This window comes from Thermococcus thermotolerans, assembly GCF_024707485.1.
Lineage (GTDB): Archaea > Methanobacteriota_B > Thermococci > Thermococcales > Thermococcaceae > Thermococcus > Thermococcus thermotolerans.
This window is the reverse complement of sequence record NZ_CP102602.1, coordinates 60,765-79,679: the sequence shown is the minus strand read 5'-3', so window position 1 is coordinate 79,679 and position 18,915 is coordinate 60,765. Positions and strand designations below refer to the sequence as shown.

24 protein-coding genes are annotated in these 18,915 nt (G+C 54.8%); 8 read left to right on the top strand and 16 right to left on the bottom strand.

The genetic code is table 11. The features are described 5' to 3' along the window. Nucleotides 1-123: 123 nt before the first annotated feature. Nucleotides 124-279, bottom strand: a complete 156-nt coding sequence (locus NUS69_RS00530; RefSeq protein WP_258083953.1) for a hypothetical protein — start codon at nt 277-279, stop codon at nt 124-126. 130 nt (nt 280-409) lie between these two features. Between NUS69_RS00530 and NUS69_RS00525 the strand changes: the two genes are divergently transcribed. The 3 genes from NUS69_RS00525 (at nt 410) to NUS69_RS00515 (ending at nt 4,080) form a co-directional block, all read left to right on the top strand. Further along, a complete protein-coding gene (locus NUS69_RS00525) occupies nt 410-1,171 on the top strand; it encodes a hypothetical protein (RefSeq protein ID WP_258083952.1) in 762 nt (253 codons plus the stop codon). Continuing rightward, the gene (locus NUS69_RS00520; RefSeq protein WP_258083951.1) at nt 1,168-3,678 is read left to right on the top strand and encodes a CDC48 family AAA ATPase; all 2,511 of its coding nucleotides are present in this window, start codon (nt 1,168-1,170) and stop codon (nt 3,676-3,678) included. Before NUS69_RS00525 ends, NUS69_RS00520 begins: the two co-directional genes overlap by 4 nt. Before the next feature lie 75 nt (nt 3,679-3,753). Next, nucleotides 3,754-4,080, top strand: coding sequence for a PRC-barrel domain-containing protein (locus tag NUS69_RS00515; protein ID WP_258083950.1), 327 nt, complete (start codon nt 3,754-3,756; stop codon nt 4,078-4,080). Between the two features lie 7 nt (nt 4,081-4,087). Here NUS69_RS00515 and NUS69_RS00510 read toward each other — a convergent pair whose 3' ends face one another. Further along, nucleotides 4,088-4,795, bottom strand: a complete 708-nt coding sequence (locus NUS69_RS00510) for a metallophosphoesterase family protein (protein ID WP_258084848.1) — start codon at nt 4,793-4,795, stop codon at nt 4,088-4,090. 93 nt (nt 4,796-4,888) lie between these two features. Then, nucleotides 4,889-6,283, bottom strand: a complete 1,395-nt coding sequence (acs, locus tag NUS69_RS00505; RefSeq protein WP_258083949.1) for an acetate--CoA ligase alpha subunit — start codon at nt 6,281-6,283, stop codon at nt 4,889-4,891. A 241-nt stretch (nt 6,284-6,524) separates the two neighbouring features. On the opposite strand from acs, the gene NUS69_RS00500 reads away from it, so the two are divergent. Continuing rightward, entirely contained in the window at nt 6,525-6,962 is a 438-nt protein-coding gene (locus tag NUS69_RS00500; RefSeq protein ID WP_258083948.1) for a phosphate-starvation-inducible PsiE family protein, read from the top strand. A gap of 93 nt (nt 6,963-7,055) precedes the next feature. Beyond that, nucleotides 7,056-8,081, top strand: a complete 1,026-nt coding sequence (gene fen / locus NUS69_RS00495) for a flap endonuclease-1 (protein ID WP_258084847.1) — start codon at nt 7,056-7,058, stop codon at nt 8,079-8,081. A 22-nt stretch (nt 8,082-8,103) separates the two neighbouring features. Here the strand turns inward: fen and NUS69_RS00490 are convergent, their stop codons facing one another. The 7 genes from NUS69_RS00490 to NUS69_RS00460 all read right to left on the bottom strand — a co-directional run bounded on the left by NUS69_RS00490 (nt 8,104) and on the right by NUS69_RS00460 (nt 11,344). Then, the gene (locus tag NUS69_RS00490; protein WP_055430060.1) at nt 8,104-9,003 is read right to left on the bottom strand and encodes a transcription initiation factor IIB; all 900 of its coding nucleotides are present in this window, start codon (nt 9,001-9,003) and stop codon (nt 8,104-8,106) included. Nucleotides 9,004-9,041: 38 nt separating this feature from the next. Then, nucleotides 9,042-9,320: a hypothetical protein gene (locus NUS69_RS00485; protein WP_258083947.1), complete on the bottom strand. Its 279-nt coding sequence runs from the start codon at nt 9,318-9,320 to the stop codon at nt 9,042-9,044. Between the two features lie 15 nt (nt 9,321-9,335). Continuing rightward, the gene (locus NUS69_RS00480) at nt 9,336-9,674 is read right to left on the bottom strand and encodes a DNA-binding protein (protein WP_258083946.1); all 339 of its coding nucleotides are present in this window, start codon (nt 9,672-9,674) and stop codon (nt 9,336-9,338) included. Between the two features lie 100 nt (nt 9,675-9,774). Then, nucleotides 9,775-10,227, bottom strand: coding sequence for a 30S ribosomal protein S19e (locus NUS69_RS00475; RefSeq protein ID WP_012572063.1), 453 nt, complete (start codon nt 10,225-10,227; stop codon nt 9,775-9,777). 2 nt (nt 10,228-10,229) lie between these two features. Then, nucleotides 10,230-10,646 carry a YhbY family RNA-binding protein gene (locus tag NUS69_RS00470; protein WP_258084846.1) on the bottom strand — a complete coding sequence of 139 codons (417 nt, stop codon included), beginning with the start codon at nt 10,644-10,646 and terminating at the stop codon, nt 10,230-10,232. A 57-nt stretch (nt 10,647-10,703) separates the two neighbouring features. Continuing rightward, on the bottom strand, nt 10,704-11,099 hold the full coding sequence (locus NUS69_RS00465) for a type II toxin-antitoxin system VapC family toxin (RefSeq protein ID WP_258083945.1): 396 nt from the start codon (nt 11,097-11,099) through the stop codon (nt 10,704-10,706). Then, complete coding sequence (locus NUS69_RS00460; RefSeq protein WP_258084845.1) at nt 11,096-11,344, bottom strand: AbrB/MazE/SpoVT family DNA-binding domain-containing protein; 249 nt, start codon at nt 11,342-11,344, stop codon at nt 11,096-11,098. The genes NUS69_RS00465 and NUS69_RS00460 overlap by 4 nt, the downstream gene beginning before the upstream one ends. Nucleotides 11,345-11,439: 95 nt before the next feature. On the opposite strand from NUS69_RS00460, the gene NUS69_RS00455 reads away from it, so the two are divergent. Next, on the top strand, nt 11,440-12,045 hold the full coding sequence (locus NUS69_RS00455; RefSeq protein WP_258083944.1) for a DUF7411 family protein: 606 nt from the start codon (nt 11,440-11,442) through the stop codon (nt 12,043-12,045). A 78-nt stretch (nt 12,046-12,123) separates the two neighbouring features. On the opposite strand, the gene rpl18a is transcribed toward NUS69_RS00455, so the two are convergent. The 6 genes from rpl18a to NUS69_RS00425 form a co-directional block, all read right to left on the bottom strand. Next, nucleotides 12,124-12,354, bottom strand: a complete 231-nt coding sequence (gene rpl18a, locus NUS69_RS00450) for a 50S ribosomal protein L18Ae (RefSeq protein ID WP_258083943.1) — start codon at nt 12,352-12,354, stop codon at nt 12,124-12,126. A gap of 17 nt (nt 12,355-12,371) precedes the next feature. Then, on the bottom strand, nt 12,372-13,058 hold the full coding sequence (locus NUS69_RS00445) for a translation initiation factor IF-6 (RefSeq protein WP_258083942.1): 687 nt from the start codon (nt 13,056-13,058) through the stop codon (nt 12,372-12,374). Between the two features lie 27 nt (nt 13,059-13,085). Next, the gene (locus NUS69_RS00440; protein WP_055430052.1) at nt 13,086-13,355 is read right to left on the bottom strand and encodes a 50S ribosomal protein L31e; all 270 of its coding nucleotides are present in this window, start codon (nt 13,353-13,355) and stop codon (nt 13,086-13,088) included. 10 nt (nt 13,356-13,365) lie between these two features. Continuing rightward, nucleotides 13,366-13,521, bottom strand: a complete 156-nt coding sequence (locus NUS69_RS00435) for a 50S ribosomal protein L39e (RefSeq protein ID WP_088180793.1) — start codon at nt 13,519-13,521, stop codon at nt 13,366-13,368. Between the two features lie 94 nt (nt 13,522-13,615). Further along, complete coding sequence (locus tag NUS69_RS00430; RefSeq protein ID WP_258084844.1) at nt 13,616-15,562, bottom strand: CGP-CTERM sorting domain-containing protein; 1,947 nt, start codon at nt 15,560-15,562, stop codon at nt 13,616-13,618. Nucleotides 15,563-15,623: 61 nt separating this feature from the next. Next, nucleotides 15,624-17,312, bottom strand: a complete 1,689-nt coding sequence (locus NUS69_RS00425) for an acyl-CoA mutase large subunit family protein (RefSeq protein ID WP_258084843.1) — start codon at nt 17,310-17,312, stop codon at nt 15,624-15,626. Between the two features lie 129 nt (nt 17,313-17,441). Here NUS69_RS00425 and NUS69_RS00420 point away from each other — a divergent pair, with 129 nt between their 5' ends. Both NUS69_RS00420 and NUS69_RS00415 read left to right on the top strand, forming a co-directional pair. Beyond that, entirely contained in the window at nt 17,442-18,320 is an 879-nt protein-coding gene (locus NUS69_RS00420; protein ID WP_258083941.1) for an MBL fold metallo-hydrolase, read from the top strand. A gap of 256 nt (nt 18,321-18,576) precedes the next feature. Further along, nucleotides 18,577-18,861: a hypothetical protein gene (locus NUS69_RS00415; RefSeq protein WP_258083940.1), complete on the top strand. Its 285-nt coding sequence runs from the start codon at nt 18,577-18,579 to the stop codon at nt 18,859-18,861. The last annotated feature ends 54 nt before the right edge of the window (nt 18,862-18,915 follow it).

Below are 18,915 nucleotides of genomic sequence, written 5' to 3'. Positions count from 1 at the left end.
ATATTATCATTTCAGTGCAGTCTTAGGCAGAGGAGCAACCAAAATCGGCCTCTACATCAATCCGGGAGAGCCGATAAAAGCCAGCCACGAAAAGTCGATGGAGAAACTCAAAGAGCTATAAAATCACCACTCTTCCTCTTCTTCCCAGTCTTCTTCCTCCCACTCCTCTTCCCAATCTTCATCTTCCCAATCCTCTTCGAGTTCCCACTCCTCCTCTTCCTCGAAGAGTTCTTCCTCCTCAAACTCCTCGACCTTCTTCTTTTTCTTAGGAGGCTGCATCCCAATCCCCCTTTTTACTTGCCAATAATGGCTTATAAACTTTTTTCCACAGAATCAAAGCCTTTCTTGGCCAAAATTTTTGATTAGAACGGTTAGAAAGGTTTTTAATTGTGGAGACGTATCAGAAACCATGAGAGTAGCGATAGTGACAAGCGACGCCAGGGTTTACTATATGGCGACGAAGGTGCTGAAGGAGTACGGCATACCCTTCCACAGCCTTCGTGTCGGAGACAGGATACCCCTCGATGTTGAGGTCGTCCTGACTGGCGAGGCTGACTACGCCAGGGTTGCATTTCCCGTTAAGATCATCGTGAGGAACGAGAACTTTATAGACGAACTCCTTGCCAAGCTTGAGGGAAGGGAGAGGTTTAAAAGGGTGTACATAGCCATCGACCCCGGGGAGAGGCCCGGCCTGAGCGTCGTCGCCGATAACCGCGTAATAGAGGTTCACCACCTTAAGAATCCGAGGGACGTTGAAATAATCCTGGACCTGCTGGAGAAGTATCCCGGCGCTAAAATCAAGATAGGACACGGGGCCAAACGGCAGAGGATTCTTATGCTCAAAGCCCTCGCCGACCTGCTGGGATACGATTACCCCATAACCGTCGTTAACGAGTCGAGAACGACCCCAAAGGTAGGGGGGATAGAGGTTTCACAGGTTCAGGACATCGTGGCGGCGATAAACATTGGCCTGCGAGAGGGAAGGGAGGTTCCCATTGGAGAGCTCATAGAGGCGAAGGAACCCACTAAGCGTGAGATTGAGGACATAAAGAGACGCAGTCGCGAGCTGAGCGGCAACATCACGATATCCTCAAAGCTCGCCCGTGAGGTGGCCCTGGGCAATCTGACGCTTGAAGAGGCCATAGAAAAGCAGAGGAGGCGGTCAAGATGATTTTTGGTAAAGACGAGGAAAAGTATGAGAAGATAAAGCTCCGCGTTGCCGAGGCCCTCAAGAGGGACGTAGGCAGGGGGATAGTCCGCTTTGATAGAAAGTACCAGCGCCAGCTCGGCGTTGAGCCCGGAGACATAGTCGAGCTGATTGGGGAGAGAACCACCGCCGCGATAGTGGCCAACCCCCACCCAGACGACCGCGGGCTGGACATCATCAGGATGGACGGATACATCAGGAGGAACGCAGGGGTGAGCATAGGGGACTACATCACCGTCTCCAAGGCGGAGGTGCAGGAGGCGAAGAAGGTTGTTCTGGCGCCGGCCCAGAAGGGTGTCTTCATTCAGATACCTGGAGAGATGGTCAAGCAGAACCTCCTGGGCAGGCCCGTTCTGAAGGGAGACCTCATCGTCGCAAGCAGCAGGAGCGAAACCTACTACGGCGGCTCACCCTTTGATGAACTTCTTAGGGGCCTCTTTGAGACCATGCCCATCGGCTTTGGAGAGCTCAAATTCGTCGTCGTGAACACCGTTCCCAGGGGCATCGTCCAGATAACCTACAACACCGAAGTCGAGGTTCTCCCCCAGGCGGTTGAGATACGTGAGGAGGCCATCCCAGAGGTCACCTACGAGGACATCGGCGGTCTGAGCGATGCGATTCAGAAGATACGCGAGATGGTTGAGCTCCCGCTCAAGCACCCGGAGCTCTTCGAGCGCCTTGGAATTGAACCGCCGAAGGGTGTGCTCCTCTACGGCCCGCCTGGAACTGGTAAGACTCTCCTGGCAAAGGCCGTAGCCAACGAGGCCAACGCGCACTTCATAGCCATCAACGGCCCGGAGATAATGAGCAAATTCTACGGCGAGAGTGAAGAGCGTTTAAGGGAGATATTCAAGGACGCCGAGGAGAACGCACCGAGCATAATCTTCATCGATGAAATTGACGCAATAGCCCCGAAGAGGGAGGAAGTCGTCGGAGAAGTCGAGAAGAGGGTCGTAAGCCAGCTGCTCACACTGATGGACGGCCTGAAGGGGAGGGGCAAAGTCATAGTCATCGCCGCAACCAACAGGCCCGATGCCCTTGACCCTGCCCTGAGAAGACCGGGCAGGTTCGATAGAGAAATAGAAGTCGGAGTTCCCGACAAAAAGGGCAGGAAGGAGATACTCCAGATACACACCAGGGGAATGCCCCTTGAACCGGACTACGACAAAGCAACGGTTCTCAGGGTTCTCAAAGAACTTATGAAGAGGGAGACCTTTGAGAGAGCAAAACTGGAGAGGCTCATCGAGAGGGTCGAGGCAGCGAAGAGTGACGAGGAAGTTAAAGAGGCCCTCAAGAGCGAGAGCGAAGTCTATCCGGAGGTCAGGAGCAGGCTGGTAGACAGGATGCTTGAGGAGATAGCCGAGAAGACGCACGGCTTCGTCGGTGCGGACTTAGCCGCTCTCGCGAGAGAGGCAGCCATGGTCGTCCTGAGGAGACTCATCAACGAGGGCAAGATAAGCCCCGAGCAGGAGCGCATTCCTCCGGAGGTTCTCCAGGAGCTTCGCGTTAGGAAGGCCGACTTCTACGAGGCGCTGAAGATGGTCGAGCCTTCCGCTTTGAGGGAAGTCCTCATTGAGATGCCAAACGTTCACTGGGAGGACATCGGTGGTCTCGACGAGGTAAAGCAGGAGCTCAGGGAGGCCGTAGAATGGCCCCTCAAGTACCCGAAGGCCTTCCAGAGGCTCGGAATAGAGCCCCCAAGGGGAGTTCTCCTCTACGGTCCGCCAGGAACCGGTAAGACCCTCCTCGCCAAAGCCGTCGCAACGGAGAGCGAGGCAAACTTCATCGGCATTCGCGGGCCGGAGGTGCTGAGCAAGTGGGTAGGCGAGAGTGAGAAGCGCGTGAGAGAGATATTCAGGAAGGCCAGACAGGCGGCTCCGACGGTGATATTCATCGACGAGATCGACGCGATAGCTCCCGCTAGAGGAAGCGACATGAGCCGCGTTACTGACAGGCTCATCAACCAGCTACTCACCGAGATGGACGGCATAGAGCGCAACAGCGGTGTGGTCGTCATTGCCGCAACCAACAGGCCGGATATCCTCGATCCAGCCCTGCTCAGACCGGGTAGATTCGACAGGCTCATACTCGTCCCAGCCCCGGACGAAAAGGCCAGGCTGGAGATACTGAAGGTACACACGAGGCGTGTCCCCCTCGCAAATGATGTTAACCTCCGTGAGCTGGCGAGGAAGACGGAGGGCTACTCCGGAGCCGACATCGAGGCCCTCGTGAGGGAGGCGGCACTACTGGCGATGCGCAGGATAATGACCGAACTCCCCGCAGAGCTGGTCGAGGAGGAGAGTGAGGAGTTCCTTGAGAAGCTCAGGGTTTCAAAGAGAGACTTTGAGGAGGCCCTCAAGAAGGTCAGGCCGAGCATAACCCCGTACATGCTCGACTACTACAGGAACTTCGAGGAGAGCAGGAAGTCACGCGTCGAGAAGAGGGGCGGGCCAGACTACTACACCTTCTGATTTCCTTTCCTTTTGGAAAAAGTTTTATACGTTGGTGCCCAAGAACTTACACGATTAAACCGAGGGGTGGCGAAAATGGTCAAGATAATAGCTTCCAAGCTTAGGGACGTGGAGCTGATAACCGATACCGGCATAAGGCTCGGCTGGGTCTATGACCTCAGCTTCGATGAGGAAACCGGCGATATCCTTGTGATAGTTGCCGAGCCCGATGAGGATCTCGATACGAGCGAGTTTGTCACCGATCACGAGGGTCTTCTCCTCATACCTGTGAGTGCGGTTAAGAGCATCGGCGAGGTAATCATAATAGACTCAGGCAAGCTCGCTGTCAAGTCCAAGCTCAGAAGAGTCGGCACGATAAAGAGAAGGCTCTCTGAGGAGGAATCCCAGACTCCGGGGGAGTGACCCCCTCTCAATATCCCTCGTAGAGCCTCATTGCCAGGAACCTTGGAAGTCCCGCTTCTATTATCTTCTCCGCAGCAGAATCAACATCGTATTCCACCCGGTGGAACTCAACGTTGTCAGGCAGCTCTTTTTCGGTGTCAATTAATGCATAGGCCGCCCTCCAGTCGCCGTCGCGGGGCTGACCGACGCCGCCGGGGTTGATTATCCTCCTGCCGTCTATCACCCTCAGCATTGGGACATGGGTATGGCCGACGAGCAGGTCGTCCTGCCTGACGTAGCTGAGAACGGAGCGCAACTCCAAATCCGAGAACCAAGGAAACAGATACTCATCCAGGGGGGCACGCGGCGAGCCGTGGATGAGGAGGTAGCTCCGTCCGGTATTGTCCGTGAATAACTGCCTTACCGGAAGCCTCCGGAGGAACTCAAGATTCTCCGTTGTCATCACCCGCTGGTGCCACCGCACAGCCTGCCTCGCGTAGGGGTTGAACCCCCACTCGGCGCCGAACGCTATGGCATTGTCGTGGTTGCCGCGGACGCAGATGAAGGTTCTCTTCTCCATTTGCTTTCGGACGAAGTCAACGACCTCGTTGGGAGAAGCACCGTAACCGACCAGGTCGCCCATGCACAGAACGGCATCGGCCTTCCTTACCTCCCGCCACACGGCCCTCAGCGCCTCCAGATTGGAGTGGATGTCCGAGATCAGGGCGACGAGCATAGGGCTCCCCATAGTTATCTGGGAAGTGCACGTTAAAAACACTTGCCGGGGGAACTGGATGACAACCTAAGAATCAGAAGAGAGAAAAGGGAATCACTCCCTTCTCTGCCTGGCCTTCCACCTGCTCCAGCGGTAGAGCGCGGCTAAGGCCTTTATGGCCCTCTCCGGCTCTGGATATGCAGGGATTCCTTCCTCGTTGAGCATGTCGATGGCTTCCTTGGCCTCTATGCCGCCAACGATTGCAACGACGAGGGGCTTCTTCCTGCCGCTCTCGTTGTACTCGCGGATAACTATCTTGGCCAGGTCGCGCGGGTCGAGCACGGCCGTCTGGCAGTAAAGGACGGCTATGCTGTGCATGTTCGGGTTGGCGAGTGCGTCGCGAACCGCTCCCTCGTAGCTCTCGGCACCGGCCATACCGGTCAGGTCGACCGGGTTCTTGTAGGAACCGAAGGGCGGCATGTGGTTGGCGAAGACCTTCAGCTCATCGAGGTCGTCGTAGAGGTGCAGTCCCTCCTCCTCGGCGGCGTCGGTGGCCATAACTCCGATTCCGCCGCCGTTGGTGAGTATGACGAGGTTCTCCCCCTCCGGCTCCGGAAGGTTGCTGAGCGTTCTCGCCCAGTCGAAGGCCTCGCCGATGGTTAAGGCCCTGAGAACACCGCTCTGCTTGAATGCGGCCTCGTATATCTTGTCAGCTCCGGCCAAGGAACCGGTGTGGCTTGCCGCAGCTTTGGCTCCGCGCTCGCTCCTTCCGGCCTTGATGATGATTATCGGCTTCTCCTTGCTGACCTCTTTGGCGACCTCCATGAAGCGCCTTCCGTCTTTGACGCCCTCCATGTATATGAGAATCGCCTTGGTGTTGTCGTCGGTCTTGAAGAACTCAAGCAGATCGGCATCGTCGATGTCGCTCTTGTTTCCGACGCTGACGACCGCTGAAAGGCCGACCTTCTCAAGGATCGTCCAGCCCATGAGGGCTATTCCAAGCGCTCCGCTCTGGCTGATGAGGGCAAGGCTACCCGGCATGACGTCGGTCGGGCCGAAGGTAGCGTTCATCTTGACGGGTGTGTAGACGACACCGAAGATGTTCGGGCCGAGTATTCTCATGCCGTACTTGTGCGCTATCTCAACTATCTGCCTCTCGACCTTCTTACCCTCTTCGCCGAGCTCACCGAAGCCGGAGCTTATTATCGGGAGAACCTTGACGCCCTTCTTTCCGGCCTCCTCGACGACCTGCGGAACGAACTTGGCCGGAACGACGATGACCGCCATATCAATCTCGTCCGGGACGTCGAGGATGCTCCTGTAGGACTTGAACTTTCTCCCGTTTATCTCGATCTCAACACCCTTGATGTTGATCGGGTATATCTTCCCATCGTAGCCGTACTCAACGAGGTTTTTCATAACAGCGTATCCTATCTTGCCCGGTTTTTCAGAAGCGCCGATGACGGCGATGCTCTTGGGTCTGAAGAGAGCTTCCAAGTTCCCATCCATCTCAACCACCTCACCTGAATGAAAGTCACAGTTTCACGTCCGTAAAACGAGTTATAACTTTTCCCTTCTCTTTTTGACGATAAAAAGCTCGACGGACGTTAAAAGAACCGAAGGTTGGGCACCTAATATTCAGAACACCGGGATGACATTGGAACCCTGAACGTTGAATGTCTCGACTCAGGCGCCCGATATCCCGAAAACCTTTTCTTTTTTCGGGATGTGCTATCACAGGGTGACCGCGATGAGAGAACCGACAGAAATCGGGAGGTCGGTAATGACGTGGCTAAACGTTCTCTTTGATGTAGTGGTTATCGCACTCGCAACGCTCACGATGGCGTATATAGTCTACATAATGTGGAGACTGGTCATAAACTCCTTTAATAACTTTGACGTCGAGACCGTTCTCCACCAGATAGTCCTCGTGATAATATTCCTTGAGATATTCGAGCTATTGGCGATGTACATTAAAGATCACCACGTTAGCATGCGCAACGTTGTCGAGCTGGGTGTTCTTGCAATAGTGAGAAAAATAGTGGTGACTCTCGATTACAGCAGGATTGAGTGGACAACCCTCGTGGGAATGTCCCTCCTGATGTTTGTAATGGGCTGGATATACGTCCAAGAGAGGAAGCGCATCACTCAGCACGAGGAATTCCTTATGGAGCACAGGGGCCGATGAGGAGCCTTCCCCTCTCTGATGGGTGATGATCAATCCGGTAGGCCGAGGCAAAGGCTAAATATCTCCTTTCCAACTCTTTTTTAGGTGGTGGTTATGGGTGTACAGATCGGTGAGCTCGTTCCGAAGAAGGAGATAGAGCTGGAGAACCTCTACGGCAGAAGGGTTGCCGTTGATGCCTTCAACGCGATATACCAGTTCCTCTCAACCATAAGACAGAGGGACGGGACACCGCTCATGGACTCCCGCGGAAGGATAACCTCCCACCTGAGCGGCCTCTTCTACAGGAACATCAACCTTATGGAGGCAGGGATAAAGCCGGCGTACGTTTTCGACGGGAAGCCCCCGGAGTTCAAAAAGAAGGAGATAGAGAAGCGCCGTGAGGCCAGGAAAGAGGCCGAGGAGAAGTGGTACGAGGCTTTGGAGCGCGGAGACCTTGAGGAGGCCAAGAAGTACGCGATGCGCGCAACCAAGGTCAACGAGCAACTGATAAACGACGCCGAGAGGCTCCTTGAGCTGATGGGAATTCCCGTAATTCAGGCACCGAGCGAGGGTGAGGCCCAGGCCGCATACATGGCCGCTAAAAAGAAGGTCTACGCTTCAGCCAGCCAGGACTACGACTCGCTCCTCTTCGGTGCGCCCCGGCTCGTTAGGAACGTGACAATAACCGGCAGGAGAAAGCTCCCCGGAAAGAACGTCTACGTTGAGGTCCGGCCCGAGCTTATAGTTCTGGAGGAGGTTCTCAAGGAGCTCGGCGTGGACAGGGAGAAGCTCATCGAGATGGCCATACTTGTCGGCACGGACTACAACCCGGGTGGAATAAAGGGTATCGGGCCCAAGAAGGCCCTCACCATAGTCAAGCGCAGCAAAGACCCGCTGAAAAAGTACAACAAGGACAGCGAAGTCGACCTCTACGCGATAAAGGAGTTCTTCCTCAACCCACCGGTCACCGACGAATACGAGCTCAAGTGGCGTGAACCCGACGAGGAGGGGATTCTAAAGTTCCTCTGTGATGAGCACGACTTCAGTGAGGAGAGGGTAAGAAACGGCCTTGAGAGGCTGAAAAAGGCTGTAAAGGCAGGAAAGCAGTCAACCCTTGAGAGCTGGTTCGGGAAGCGCTAAACTTCGCCTTTTTATTTCAAACTCAAACCGGAATCTTAAGGTTGAGCTTGTCCACAAGCTCCTTGTAGCGGTTTCTGACGGTGACCTCGGTGACGCGCGCGACTTCCGCAACTTCCCTCTGGGTTCTCTTCTCGTCCTCAAGCAAACCGGCAATGTATAGCGCCGCCGCAACAAGACCCGCGGGACTCTTTCCACTCGTCAGTCCTTTATCGTAGGCCTCATCGAGTATGGCTATGGCCCTCCTCCTCACCCTCTCGCTGAGCCCCAGCTCATCGGCGAATTTGTTGACGTAGTCGGTCGGCTTAACGAAGAGCTTCTTTGGCGTAAGGTTGAGGTTTCTCGCTATGAAGCGGAAGCTCCTGCCTATCTCCTTCTTGTCAACACGGGATATGTCGGCTATCTCGTCGAGGGTTCTCGGAACCTTGAGGAGTCTGCAGGCGGCATAGACACACGCCGCTATGACGCTCTCTATGGAGCGTCCCCTTATGAGGCCCTTTCTCACGGCCTCACGGTAGAGCCTCGCGGCTTCTTCCTCGACGTGTCTGGGAAGCTTGAGCTGGCTGGCTATTCTGTCGAGCTCGCTGAGGGCAAAGGCAAGGTTACGCTCGGCCGCATCACTGACCCTTAGGCGGCTCTGCCACTTCCTCAGGCGGTACATCTTCTCACGCATCAAACCAGAGAGGTTTCTGTCAATTCCAATATCCGTTGAAAGACCCTTATCGTGAAGGAGAATGCTCTCAGGGGCACCAACTCTCGCCCTCTTCTCCCTCTGGCTCGCATCAAAGGCGCGCCATTCGGGCCCCATATCTATGACGTTCTCCTCAATAACGTAACCGCAAACCTTACAGACGACCTCTCCCCTACCCGGGTCGTAGATGAACTCCGTCGAGCCGCAGACCGGGCAGACCCTACGCTTGCTCACTCAAACACCCCCAACCGGCCGCCTATTTTATAAAGCCCTTATAAACCTTCTCCTTTTTTCACAACGTAGCGGAGTAACCAGACAAGATCCTCGCGCTTGAAGGTTATCCGCTCCAGAACGCGGACATCCCAGTCGTCCTCAACTATGTTGGCGTAAATCCAGAGGAAGACAGGATCCTCGTCCGTCCCAACGTGCAGGTTCCTGTAGAGAACGTCAACGGTTCCGTCCTTGTTCTTCTTAACTGAGACGGCTTTCCAGGTTTCGAGACTGACCTCTCCCTTTTCGTCGAGTATCTTGACTATCTCCCTGGCGTCCATGGGAGCACCTTCTGGCTACCACTTAATCTTGAAGTCCCGTCTCGTCCTTGCATCAATCTGGGCGAGTATTTTCTTTAGCTTGGCGTCGTCTATGGGTTCCCTTATCTGTCCGGCCTGGTAGAGCTGAACGAGAACCAGCTCGACCTGCCTCGCCAGTTCGGGACGAACCAGCTTTACCCTTCCGAGCCTTTCCCTGGCGTCCTGGGTAAGAATCCTCCTCATTATCGCGTTGAGCTGGGCTTCAAGCTCCATCTCCTGCCTTATGGCCTCTTCCTGCGCCTTCTGCTGCTCAAGGTACTTTTTCTGGAGTTCCATGAGCTTGCGCTTCCTGATCTCCTCTATGTCCTCGGCCATCCTCTCACCCCCACCATAGGGTTAGGCCTCCGGTTAAAAAGGTATTGGGTTGAAACGCGAGAAGATCCAAGAGAAGTCAACAAGGGAAAATGGCTGGAGCTCAGTACTTCTTGAGCTCCGGAATCTGCTCCTCAAGCTCCTTCTTGAGCTCGGTGGCGATCTTGTCGAGGAAGCTCTGTCCCTGCGGGGTGACGATCCTGCCCTCGCCCGGAACCTTCTGGACGAAGCCGGCAGCCTCAAGCTGCTGGAGGGCCTTCCTTATGATGCTCCCTCCTGCCTTGTAGAAGTGCTCCGGAGCGTGTCCGCGGTTCTTCCTGCCGCCGTACCAGGTGCGGAGCCTCTCGATTCCGACCGGGCCGTCGATGTAGATCTTCCTGAAGATGCTTGCAACCCTGTAGTACCACCAGTCCTCCTGCTCGGGAAGGCGCTCCTTGTGTCTTCCGGTCTTGACGAAGGGCGCCCACTCGGGCGGCTTTATGGCCTCGATCTCCTTGAGCTTCTGCGCAACCCTCTCAACGAGCAAATCACCGGGAACGTCGTAAACAGTCGCCACTTTCAATCCCTCCCCTTCTTGAATTTCCTCCTGAATTGAGCGATATCGAGCCTGACTTTCTTAACGGGCTTCTCCTCCCGCTTTTCCTTCGAAAGCTCCTTTCTCTGGAGCTTCCTTAAATACTTTTCCCAACCTTCCCTCGGTTTGAACAATATAAACCTTTTGCCGCGAACCTCGATGAGTTCGCTGTCCGTCATCTCCGCTACCTTCTCGGCAAGCTGACGCCGGTCCATCTCGGTGCTTATGAGAGCCCCTTTCCTTATCTCCACCTTCAGGATTCCGTCCTTCTCAAGCTGGGTGTTTATCTCCTCGATAACGCCCTCATCCAACCCTCTCTTACCTATCCACGCCCTCGGGGGGATGTCGTAGTATCTCGCCCTTATGGCGCGTCTCACCTTTCCGGGTAAGCGTTTCTCCATCTCTCTCACCTCTTAGCTCTCGCGGTCAAGCACTTTAAAAAGGTTGGCCTTTTAAAGCTATTTGCCGAAGCGCTCCATAGCTTCTTCCGGTGTGAAGACCTCAGAAAGCCATTCGAAGTGCTTCTTGTTGTAAGTAATTAGCGGGGCGTTGAGTTTCAGCGCCAGGGCACCTATCATATAGTCCCTAGCGTTTTTGGAGAAGTCCCAGCGGCCGATAGCTGAATTCACAGCGAGTTCAGCGCATGTTTCATCAAAACCCATAACCTCGATTGCCAAAGAGCCAAAAATCGCCATCAACTTGCTCCTTGCTTCGGGCAAGCCTCTGCGTCGGGCGTACCTGTAGAGCAGTTCCATGTAGACAACGGAGCTCGTAACAGGTTCAAGGCTCGATTCCATCAACCATTCCAAAAAAGTACTGTTGTTGAAGGCGTTTGTGTCTAGAACCACCTTCATTTCCCTCCCTCCAGCTCGCGGAGAGAGCGCTCTATGCCCCTCGCAAGCCCCTGCCGGACCTCTTCAACGGTCTCGTCTATGTCCTCTGTTATTTCGCTCAGCTCTTTGAGGAGGTCCGTCAGTTTCATCAGAACATACCTGTTTCCTTCACGAACGAAAACCACCTCATCCCCGGCCCTTATTCCCAGCGCCTCCCGCACCTCTTTGGGGATTGTCACCTGGTATTTCTTCGTCACAACTGGCATTACTCTCACCAGCAGAGTATTGCCCTTCCAGTCTAATAACCCTTTTGGAGGGTGAGGTTAATAAGGCGCCCATTGCACCCAAAGTGGTGGTTACCATGAAAGTACATCATCTCTACTCCGGCGGCAAGGACTCAAGTTTGAGTGCGTGGATTCTCACCAGGCTCGGCTACGATGTGAGATTGATAACGGTCAGCTTTGGCCTCCTCGACAACTGGAGCTTCGCAAGAGAGACTGCAGAAAGACTCGGCTTCGAGCATCAGGTCGTCTACCTCCCGCGGGAGATTCTGGAGAGAGCGGCAGATATGGCAATCAAAGACGGCCACCCCAACAACGCCATTCAGTTCATCCACGAGAGGGCTCTTGAGGCGATAGCGGCGATGCCTGAAGTCGAGAGGGTCAGCGATGGGACAAGGAGGGACGACAGGGTTCCTTTCCTCGACCTTCCGAAGGCCCGCTCGCTGGAGGACAGATTCAACGTCGCCTACATAAGGCCCCTCCTCGGCCTCGGTTACAAGACGATACGCGAGCTGACGGAGAGGCTCTTCGTCGTTGAAATCCGGGAGAGCGAAGAACTGGAGAAGGCAGACTACGAGGTCGAGCTCAGGCATATCCTCCGCGAGAGGGGAATGGATCCGCTGGAGATATTCCCGAAGAGACACTACCAGTCGAGGGTTCTTGGCTGGAGGGGGAAGGGGACCTGATTCTATAAATTTCTTCCAAACTTCCCCGCGAAGAATCGCTTAGAGTGAGTTTGAGTTGCTGGGGAAGAGAAAAGGGAATCAGAGGCCGCTCAGCTTTCTGACTATCGGGTTCTCGGCCTCTTCGGGGGCTATTTCTTCCACGCTCTCGATCCATATCTTGTTCCTAGGAACACGGTGCTTGCTGCCAACTTCGGAGTAGAGTATCTCGATGACGTCCTCGGCCTTGAGGCCGCGGTACTCCCTGGTGAACCTCTCCCTCTTTCCGTTCCTCTCGAAAACGCCCCTAACGCGGAAGACCTTAACCTCCATAGCTCACACCTCCATCATCAGTCAAGGAAGCCCAAGGCTTCTTCAATCTTCACAATCTCGGGTCCAGTTGTTAGGTGTCCAACGACGACACCGTGGGAGTTGGCAAGCATGCAGGAGCCAACGAAGGGAACGCCCATATTGGCAGTTCCGACGTAAATATCGACCTTGAAGAGATCGCGGAGCCACTCAAGCTCCTCATCGGTTGCCTCGGGGTGGACCAAACCGCCCCTGTTGGTTACCACTCCAACGCTTCCAACGGCGTGGAAGTCACCGATCATGCCCCTCTCGACCTCGACGCCGAGTATGTCCTCAAGCTTCTTGGCCTCCTCGCGGGTGAACTTGGCACTCACCAGCGCCGCCCTGTCGTTCGCTAAAATCAGGTTGCCGAAGGCCGTGAGGGTGCTCTGGAAGGGGACTACCTCCGTATCTATCCCGTGCTCCCTAAGCTGGCCGTTTATCTTCTCCAGCTCTGCGTCCCAGACGTACCACGGGACGACTATCGCGCTGGAGTTTCCGGCCGCAAATATGCCGACTATGCGTGACTTCATAATGCTCGTTTCGATGAGCGGAACCTTGAGAACCTCCCTGAGAACCTCAAGCTTCTTCTCGCCGAGGCCCTCCCTGATAAGGACTACCCTGTCTGTGGCAGTTCCGTAAACGCCCAGGTATGGAGAGTTCTCAAAATCGAGCCTTTCTATGTGCATCTCGTCACCTCTTTAAATTAAAAGGAATCAGGCGAGGGAGACCTTGGCAATCCTCTTGCCCTCTTCCTCCTCAACAACAACCTTAACGCGGAGCTTGCTGGGTGGCTTCTCGGCGCCGCGCTCCCAGAGCTTTTCGTTGACGTCGGTGCCTATGATGACCTCATCAGCCTTGGCGTGCCTGGCTATCCACTCGCGGACAAAGCGAGCCGCTCTGGGGGCCCTCTTCCAGCGCGGAACGCGCTTCTTTATCTTCTTGATGGGAACGACGAATATGACTTCCTCTCCGGGCTTGATCATCTAAATCACCTCACTCCTTAAGCTTGGTCCTTCTCCACATTCTCCTCTTGGGGTGGGTCATGACCTCCCTGTTGGTCTTGACGATGACCCAGACCGGAATGCGCCTGTTCTGCTTGGCGGCCTTGGCAAGTCTGAGCTTCTTCGCAAGCGGCTTGTTTCTCGCCATAACTACACCTCCCGGGATTATCATGATGCCTGTTGATGCTTTGGCTATCCTTTTTTAAGCTTTTTCGTGGGGTTTTAAGCCTTTCCACCCGGGGCTATCCCTGGCGTTTTCTCCTCAGGAAGAGGGGCAGGGGTGAGAGGCCCACCATCACGGCAGGGCCACATATTCCACCGCTACCACCGGACGTTGACGTGGGCGGACTTTCGTGATTGGTTCCCACGGAGACGTCGGTACTGTTTTTCAAATCAAGGTAGGGGATGCTCATTTCAATCTTCCAGTCCCCGACGGAAACATCAACGGGGGCGGTTTCGGGTCTCAGGGCGAACTTTATGCTGCCGTTCGAATAGTAGAAGAGGATGCAGGTCTTATTGAGCGGAGCCTCAGTGCTGGAATCGTAGGAACCCCACAGCACTGCGGTTTCTTTTTCCTTAAGGGAAACTTCAGCGGCATACATGGGGTAGTAGAAGAGAATACCGTCCCCAAAATCGATCCCTCTGAGCATCTTCGCTGCTTCCGGAGTCTGGGCGCATTCCAAAAGGTTCTTCAGAGGGATATCATGGAGATTGTAATCGGAGTCCAGCAATCTGAGGGAGGTCTCGTTTGCTTTATAGACACGGTACCAGCCCGGTTCTCCCCAGGAACCGGAGAAGTTCTCCTGACTCAGCAACGACAGTGTCCTTTTTACAGGGTCGTACCTGAAGGTGCCGTTGTAGTGGGGAGCTCGCCAGTACGCGCAGAAGTCCCTACACTCCTCGTGCGTCATGGAGCGGTAGAGCCAGGAGTCGCGGGAGTAAACGAAAAGGCCTGGAAACGGGATTTTAAGGTAGGTAAGCGACCTCCCATCGAACTCGGCATGGGTGCAGTTCCCAAGGTTCACGCAAAAATCAATGATTGTCGTGTTCCCGGGAGAGTAGTGAGGGAACGGTCGGATCACGGAGAGGTAAATCCTGTTTTTCTCTGAAGGAAGCCCCAAGTCGGGAACGAAAGATTCTCCCCCAACTTTTGCTCTGGTCTCGTTGGGTGTTTCCAGAATGGGGCGGGTGCAGGTGAATCCCTCCCCCGAACCCTCTAGAGTCCAGTTGAGGGCCTCAAGGGAGAAGTTCAGGAGGGGTCTAAGCTTTCCATTACGGTAGTAGAAGACCGGAGGAAAAATTTCCCTGGTTAGAGATATCCCGCTCGAGTTGCCGGGGAAACACACGAGCCCGGAATGAGCCACCCAGGCGTAAGGGATGTATGGGTTCGATTCGTTCTCGACGAGAATATATTCCCTGCTCATGTAGGGCGCACTCGTATAGGATTCCAGGCCGTAGCTTGGGAGGTAGAGTATGAGCCCATCCCTGAAGGGTACCGCCTGGAAGAATCCCAAAAATCTCTCCGCGTCCAGACCGCTGGAGTCGCTGAAGTCCAGCAGTTTGAGGTATTCCCCAAAGGCATCCAGGGGGACGGCGTAAGTCTCGTTAATGTAGGGGAATGAAAAGAGGAGGCTCTCGCCGGAAACAACACCTTTGGACGAGATGATCTTTGGAAAGTCCAGGAGAACCTTTGCGGTTAGGGTGGAGACATTGGCAGGCTGCCTGACGGTTTTCCCCTCGGACCAGTATTCCACTACAGTGTAGTTGGAGTCAACGCAGGCCCCAAATGAACAAGGAAAATGATGCGAGCGTTTTCCCGTGAGAAACCATTTATCGTTTAAGGAGGCCGGCGAGAAGATCGTGAAGTTGAAGGGGGACAAAGCGGGGGTGACGTTGACGTACCTTAGCCCATCACCGACCTCAAAAAGCAAGTAGTCTCTGAAGGACAACTCCCTGCAACCGATGTAGGTGTCGGGCGAATCTATGGGGCACATGTGGTTCGGGGGATTCCCGTAGGCTGAGAGGGTGACTGCAATCAGGGCAAAACTCCCGTTGCTGGCTACATTTATCCTCATCATGACGGGGTAATCCGGAATCGAATACCCTGCGGACACAGGCCCCACAGGAAAAACTGGAGTGAGAAGTGTACTCAGAACTGTCAGCAGCAGGATGGCACGCAGGCTTTTCATACCCTCCACCAGTTTTAACAACGCAGAAAAGTTAAAAAAGTTTTGGAGAAGAGTTGGGATCTCAGAATATCAGCGGAGCGCGATACTCGCCCCAGACCTCGCGGAGAACGTCGGTGACCTCTCCGAGGGTCGCGAGGTGTCTGTGGGCCTCGATGATGTAGGGCATGAGGTTCTCGTCCTCGGTTTCTGCCGCCCTCCTGAGCTTATCGAGGGCCTCTTCAACCTTCTTGCTGTCCCTCTCGGAGCGGAGCTTCTTAAGGCGCTCAATCTGCTTCTCCCTGATGCTCGGGTCCACCTTGAGTATCTCGACGTCGAGCGGCTCATCAACGATGAACTCGTTCACGCCGACGATGATGCGCTTCTTCTCCTCGACTTCCTTCTGATACTTGTAGGCGCTCTCAGCGATCTCCTTCTGGATGTAGCCCCTCTCAATGGCCCTCATCATGCCGCCCATCTTTTGAATCTTCTCGATGTACTTCAAAGCTTCTTCGTAGATGTGGTCGGTGAGCCACTCGATGTAGTACGAACCTCCGAGCGGGTCTATCGTGTCAACGACGCCGCTCTCGTAGGCGATAATCTGCTGCGTCCTGAGGGCTATCCTGACGCTCTTCTCTGTCGGGAGACTAAGAGCCTCGTCGTAGGAGTTGGTGTGCAGGGACTGAGTTCCGCCGAGCACAGCGGCTAAAGCCTGAATGGCAACCCTGACTATGTTGTTCTCCGGCTGCTGGGCCGTCAAAGTAGAACCGGCCGTCTGAGTGTGGAAGCGCAGGAGCATGCTCCTCGGGTTCTTGGCGTTGAACCACTCCTTCATTATGTAAGCCCAGAGCCTCCTCGCGGCTCTAAACTTGGCTATCTCCTCAAGGAAGTTGTTGTGGGCGTTGAAGAAGAAGCTCAGCCTTCCGGCGAACTTGTCAACGTCCATGCCCCTGTCTATGACGGCCTTGACGTACTCGATACCGTCCGCCAAAGTGAACGCGACCTCCTGAACCGCGTTTGCTCCAGCCTCGCGGATGTGATAGCCGCTTATCGAAATCGGGTTCCACTTCGGCACGTGCTCGGCGCAGTACATGATGATGTCGGTCGTGAGGCGCATACTCGGCTGCGGCGGGAAGATGTAAGTACCGCGCGCGATGTACTCCTTCAAGATGTCGTTCTGGACCGTCCCGCGGAGCTGGTGGGGCTGGACGCCCTGCTCTTCAGCCACGAGGATGTACATCGCGAGAAGGTTTGCCGCGGTCGAGTTTATGGTCATCGAAGTGGAAACCCTGTCGAGCGGGATTCCGTCGAAGAGGACGCGCATGTCCCAGAGAGAGTCGATGGCAACGCCGACCTTTCCTACTTCACCCTCGCTCATCGGGTGGTCGGAGTCGTAGCCTATCTGGGTCGGCAGGTCGAAGGCGACACTCAGACCGGTCTGTCCCTGCTCTAAGAGGTACTTGTAGCGCCTGTTAGACTCCTCAGCAGTTCCAAAACCGGCATACTGCCTCATCGTCCAGAACCTTCCGCGGTACATGGTCGCATAGACGCCACGGGTGAACGGGTACTCGCCAGGGAAGCCGAGCTTTTCCAGATAGTCCCAGTCTTCCCCAAGGTCAGCGGGGGTGTAAATCCTCTTTATCTCAAAACCGTCATCGGTCATGAACCTCTCCTTCCTCTCGGGCCTCTTCTCGATGAACTTTTTAACCGTCGTTTCGTCCCAGCGCTTTTCCTCCTCCCTAATCTTCGCGAGCTTCTCCTTATCGAAAGTCATGCCTACCACCTGCCCCTATTTGGGCGCCGGCATATAAAAAGCTTTTACATAACTAAAGGTTGGGCTTGACTTTGGATAAATTATCCATCTTCCGGAAGCCCTAAAAGGATTCTAGCCTATCTTGAGAGGATGATAATAGGTAACGTCGGCCTCGACAGCTCGGCTCGCTTCGCCTTCCAGAGCCACGCCCACACCGACCACTTCGTCAGCGGGGAGATTATATTCGCCACCAGGGCGACCAAGTTCCTCAGCCACCTCAGGAAGGGCGGCTTTTACAGGGAAATCGAGTTCGGAAAGAGATTCTACCTCGGCGATTTCAAGGCGAAGCTCTATCCAGCGGGCCATATGCTTGGCTCGGCCGGGATAAAGCTGTGGCTCGAAAACGGAACGCTGTTCTACACCGGCGACACCAAGTGGTTCAAGCTCAGAACGGCTGAAAAGAGCCGCTTTCCGAGGGCAGATTTCCTGATAATCGAGGCCACCTTCGGCGTTCCGTACTTTACGTTTCCAACACCGAGGGAGGCCGAGAAGAAGCTGATAGCCTTCGTCGAGGAGGCCCTTGAGAGGGGTAAAAGGCCGGTTCTCTACGTCAACCAGACCGGAAAAGCCCAGGAGGTCATGAAGATACTCGACCTTCACGGCTACACCGTCAAAGCATCGAGAGAGATGGTCAAGGTGGCGCGCGTTTATTCGAAGTTCGGCCTCTCCTTCGGCAACGTCTCGGCCGACGGCGAGGTCGTCCTGCGCTCCTACCGCTCGCCCCGGGTTGAGAACTCCCTATCCCCCTGGGAGCTTACGGTTTCCGGTTTTGGAGAGCTTAAACTCAGCAACCATGCCGATTTCTGGGAGCTGATGAGGATCGTGGAGAGGGTAAAGCCGGAGAGGGTTTTCACAGTTTACGGCTTCGCCGAGGAGTTCGCCAGGATTCTCAGGGGACTCGGCTACGATGCCCGGCCCGTGTCCCAGAATTCTGTCCTGGAGCCGATGGGCATGATGACAAAAACCTAATTCTAGCGGGAACAAAAACTCAAACTTTTCCATTTGGATGCACATAAACACACAAATCTTCCAAAAAATTGGCCGAAAAGCTAATATTTTTCAAAGTCGTAGAGGTCCAGTGAAGTCCCCGGTTGGTGGGGATAGCAGCACGCGGCAGTGCCTCGAATCCGCCCTGAAAAATAGGCCGATCGTGCCAATAAGCCAAAAGGGGGTGGTAGCCAAGCGCCCCGTCCCTTCTTCCCTCATTACCTCTGGGGGTGGATCCATGGAGGCTGTAACCAGACGAAGATTTCGCCCAAAGTGGGTTACCGGGTTAAGGCCCAGGCTTGAGGATATATTGAATAAAGGCATCATCAGGGGTTCTCTTCTCGGGAGGGGTCGGATAGTCAGTGATATGCTCGAAGTTACGGAGCTCACCTTGGTAAATGAGCCCAGAGAGATGGAAGTCAGGGTGGACGGAAAGGAGGTCAGGTTCGTTTATCCCCTCAGAGGAAACGAGAGTTTTGATGACGTCTACTACCCGCTCGTCCGCATGCTGAGCAACCTTTGATCTTTTCCCGTTCTTTTCAGATTTTAGTCACCGATGCACATTAAAAGACGAAAA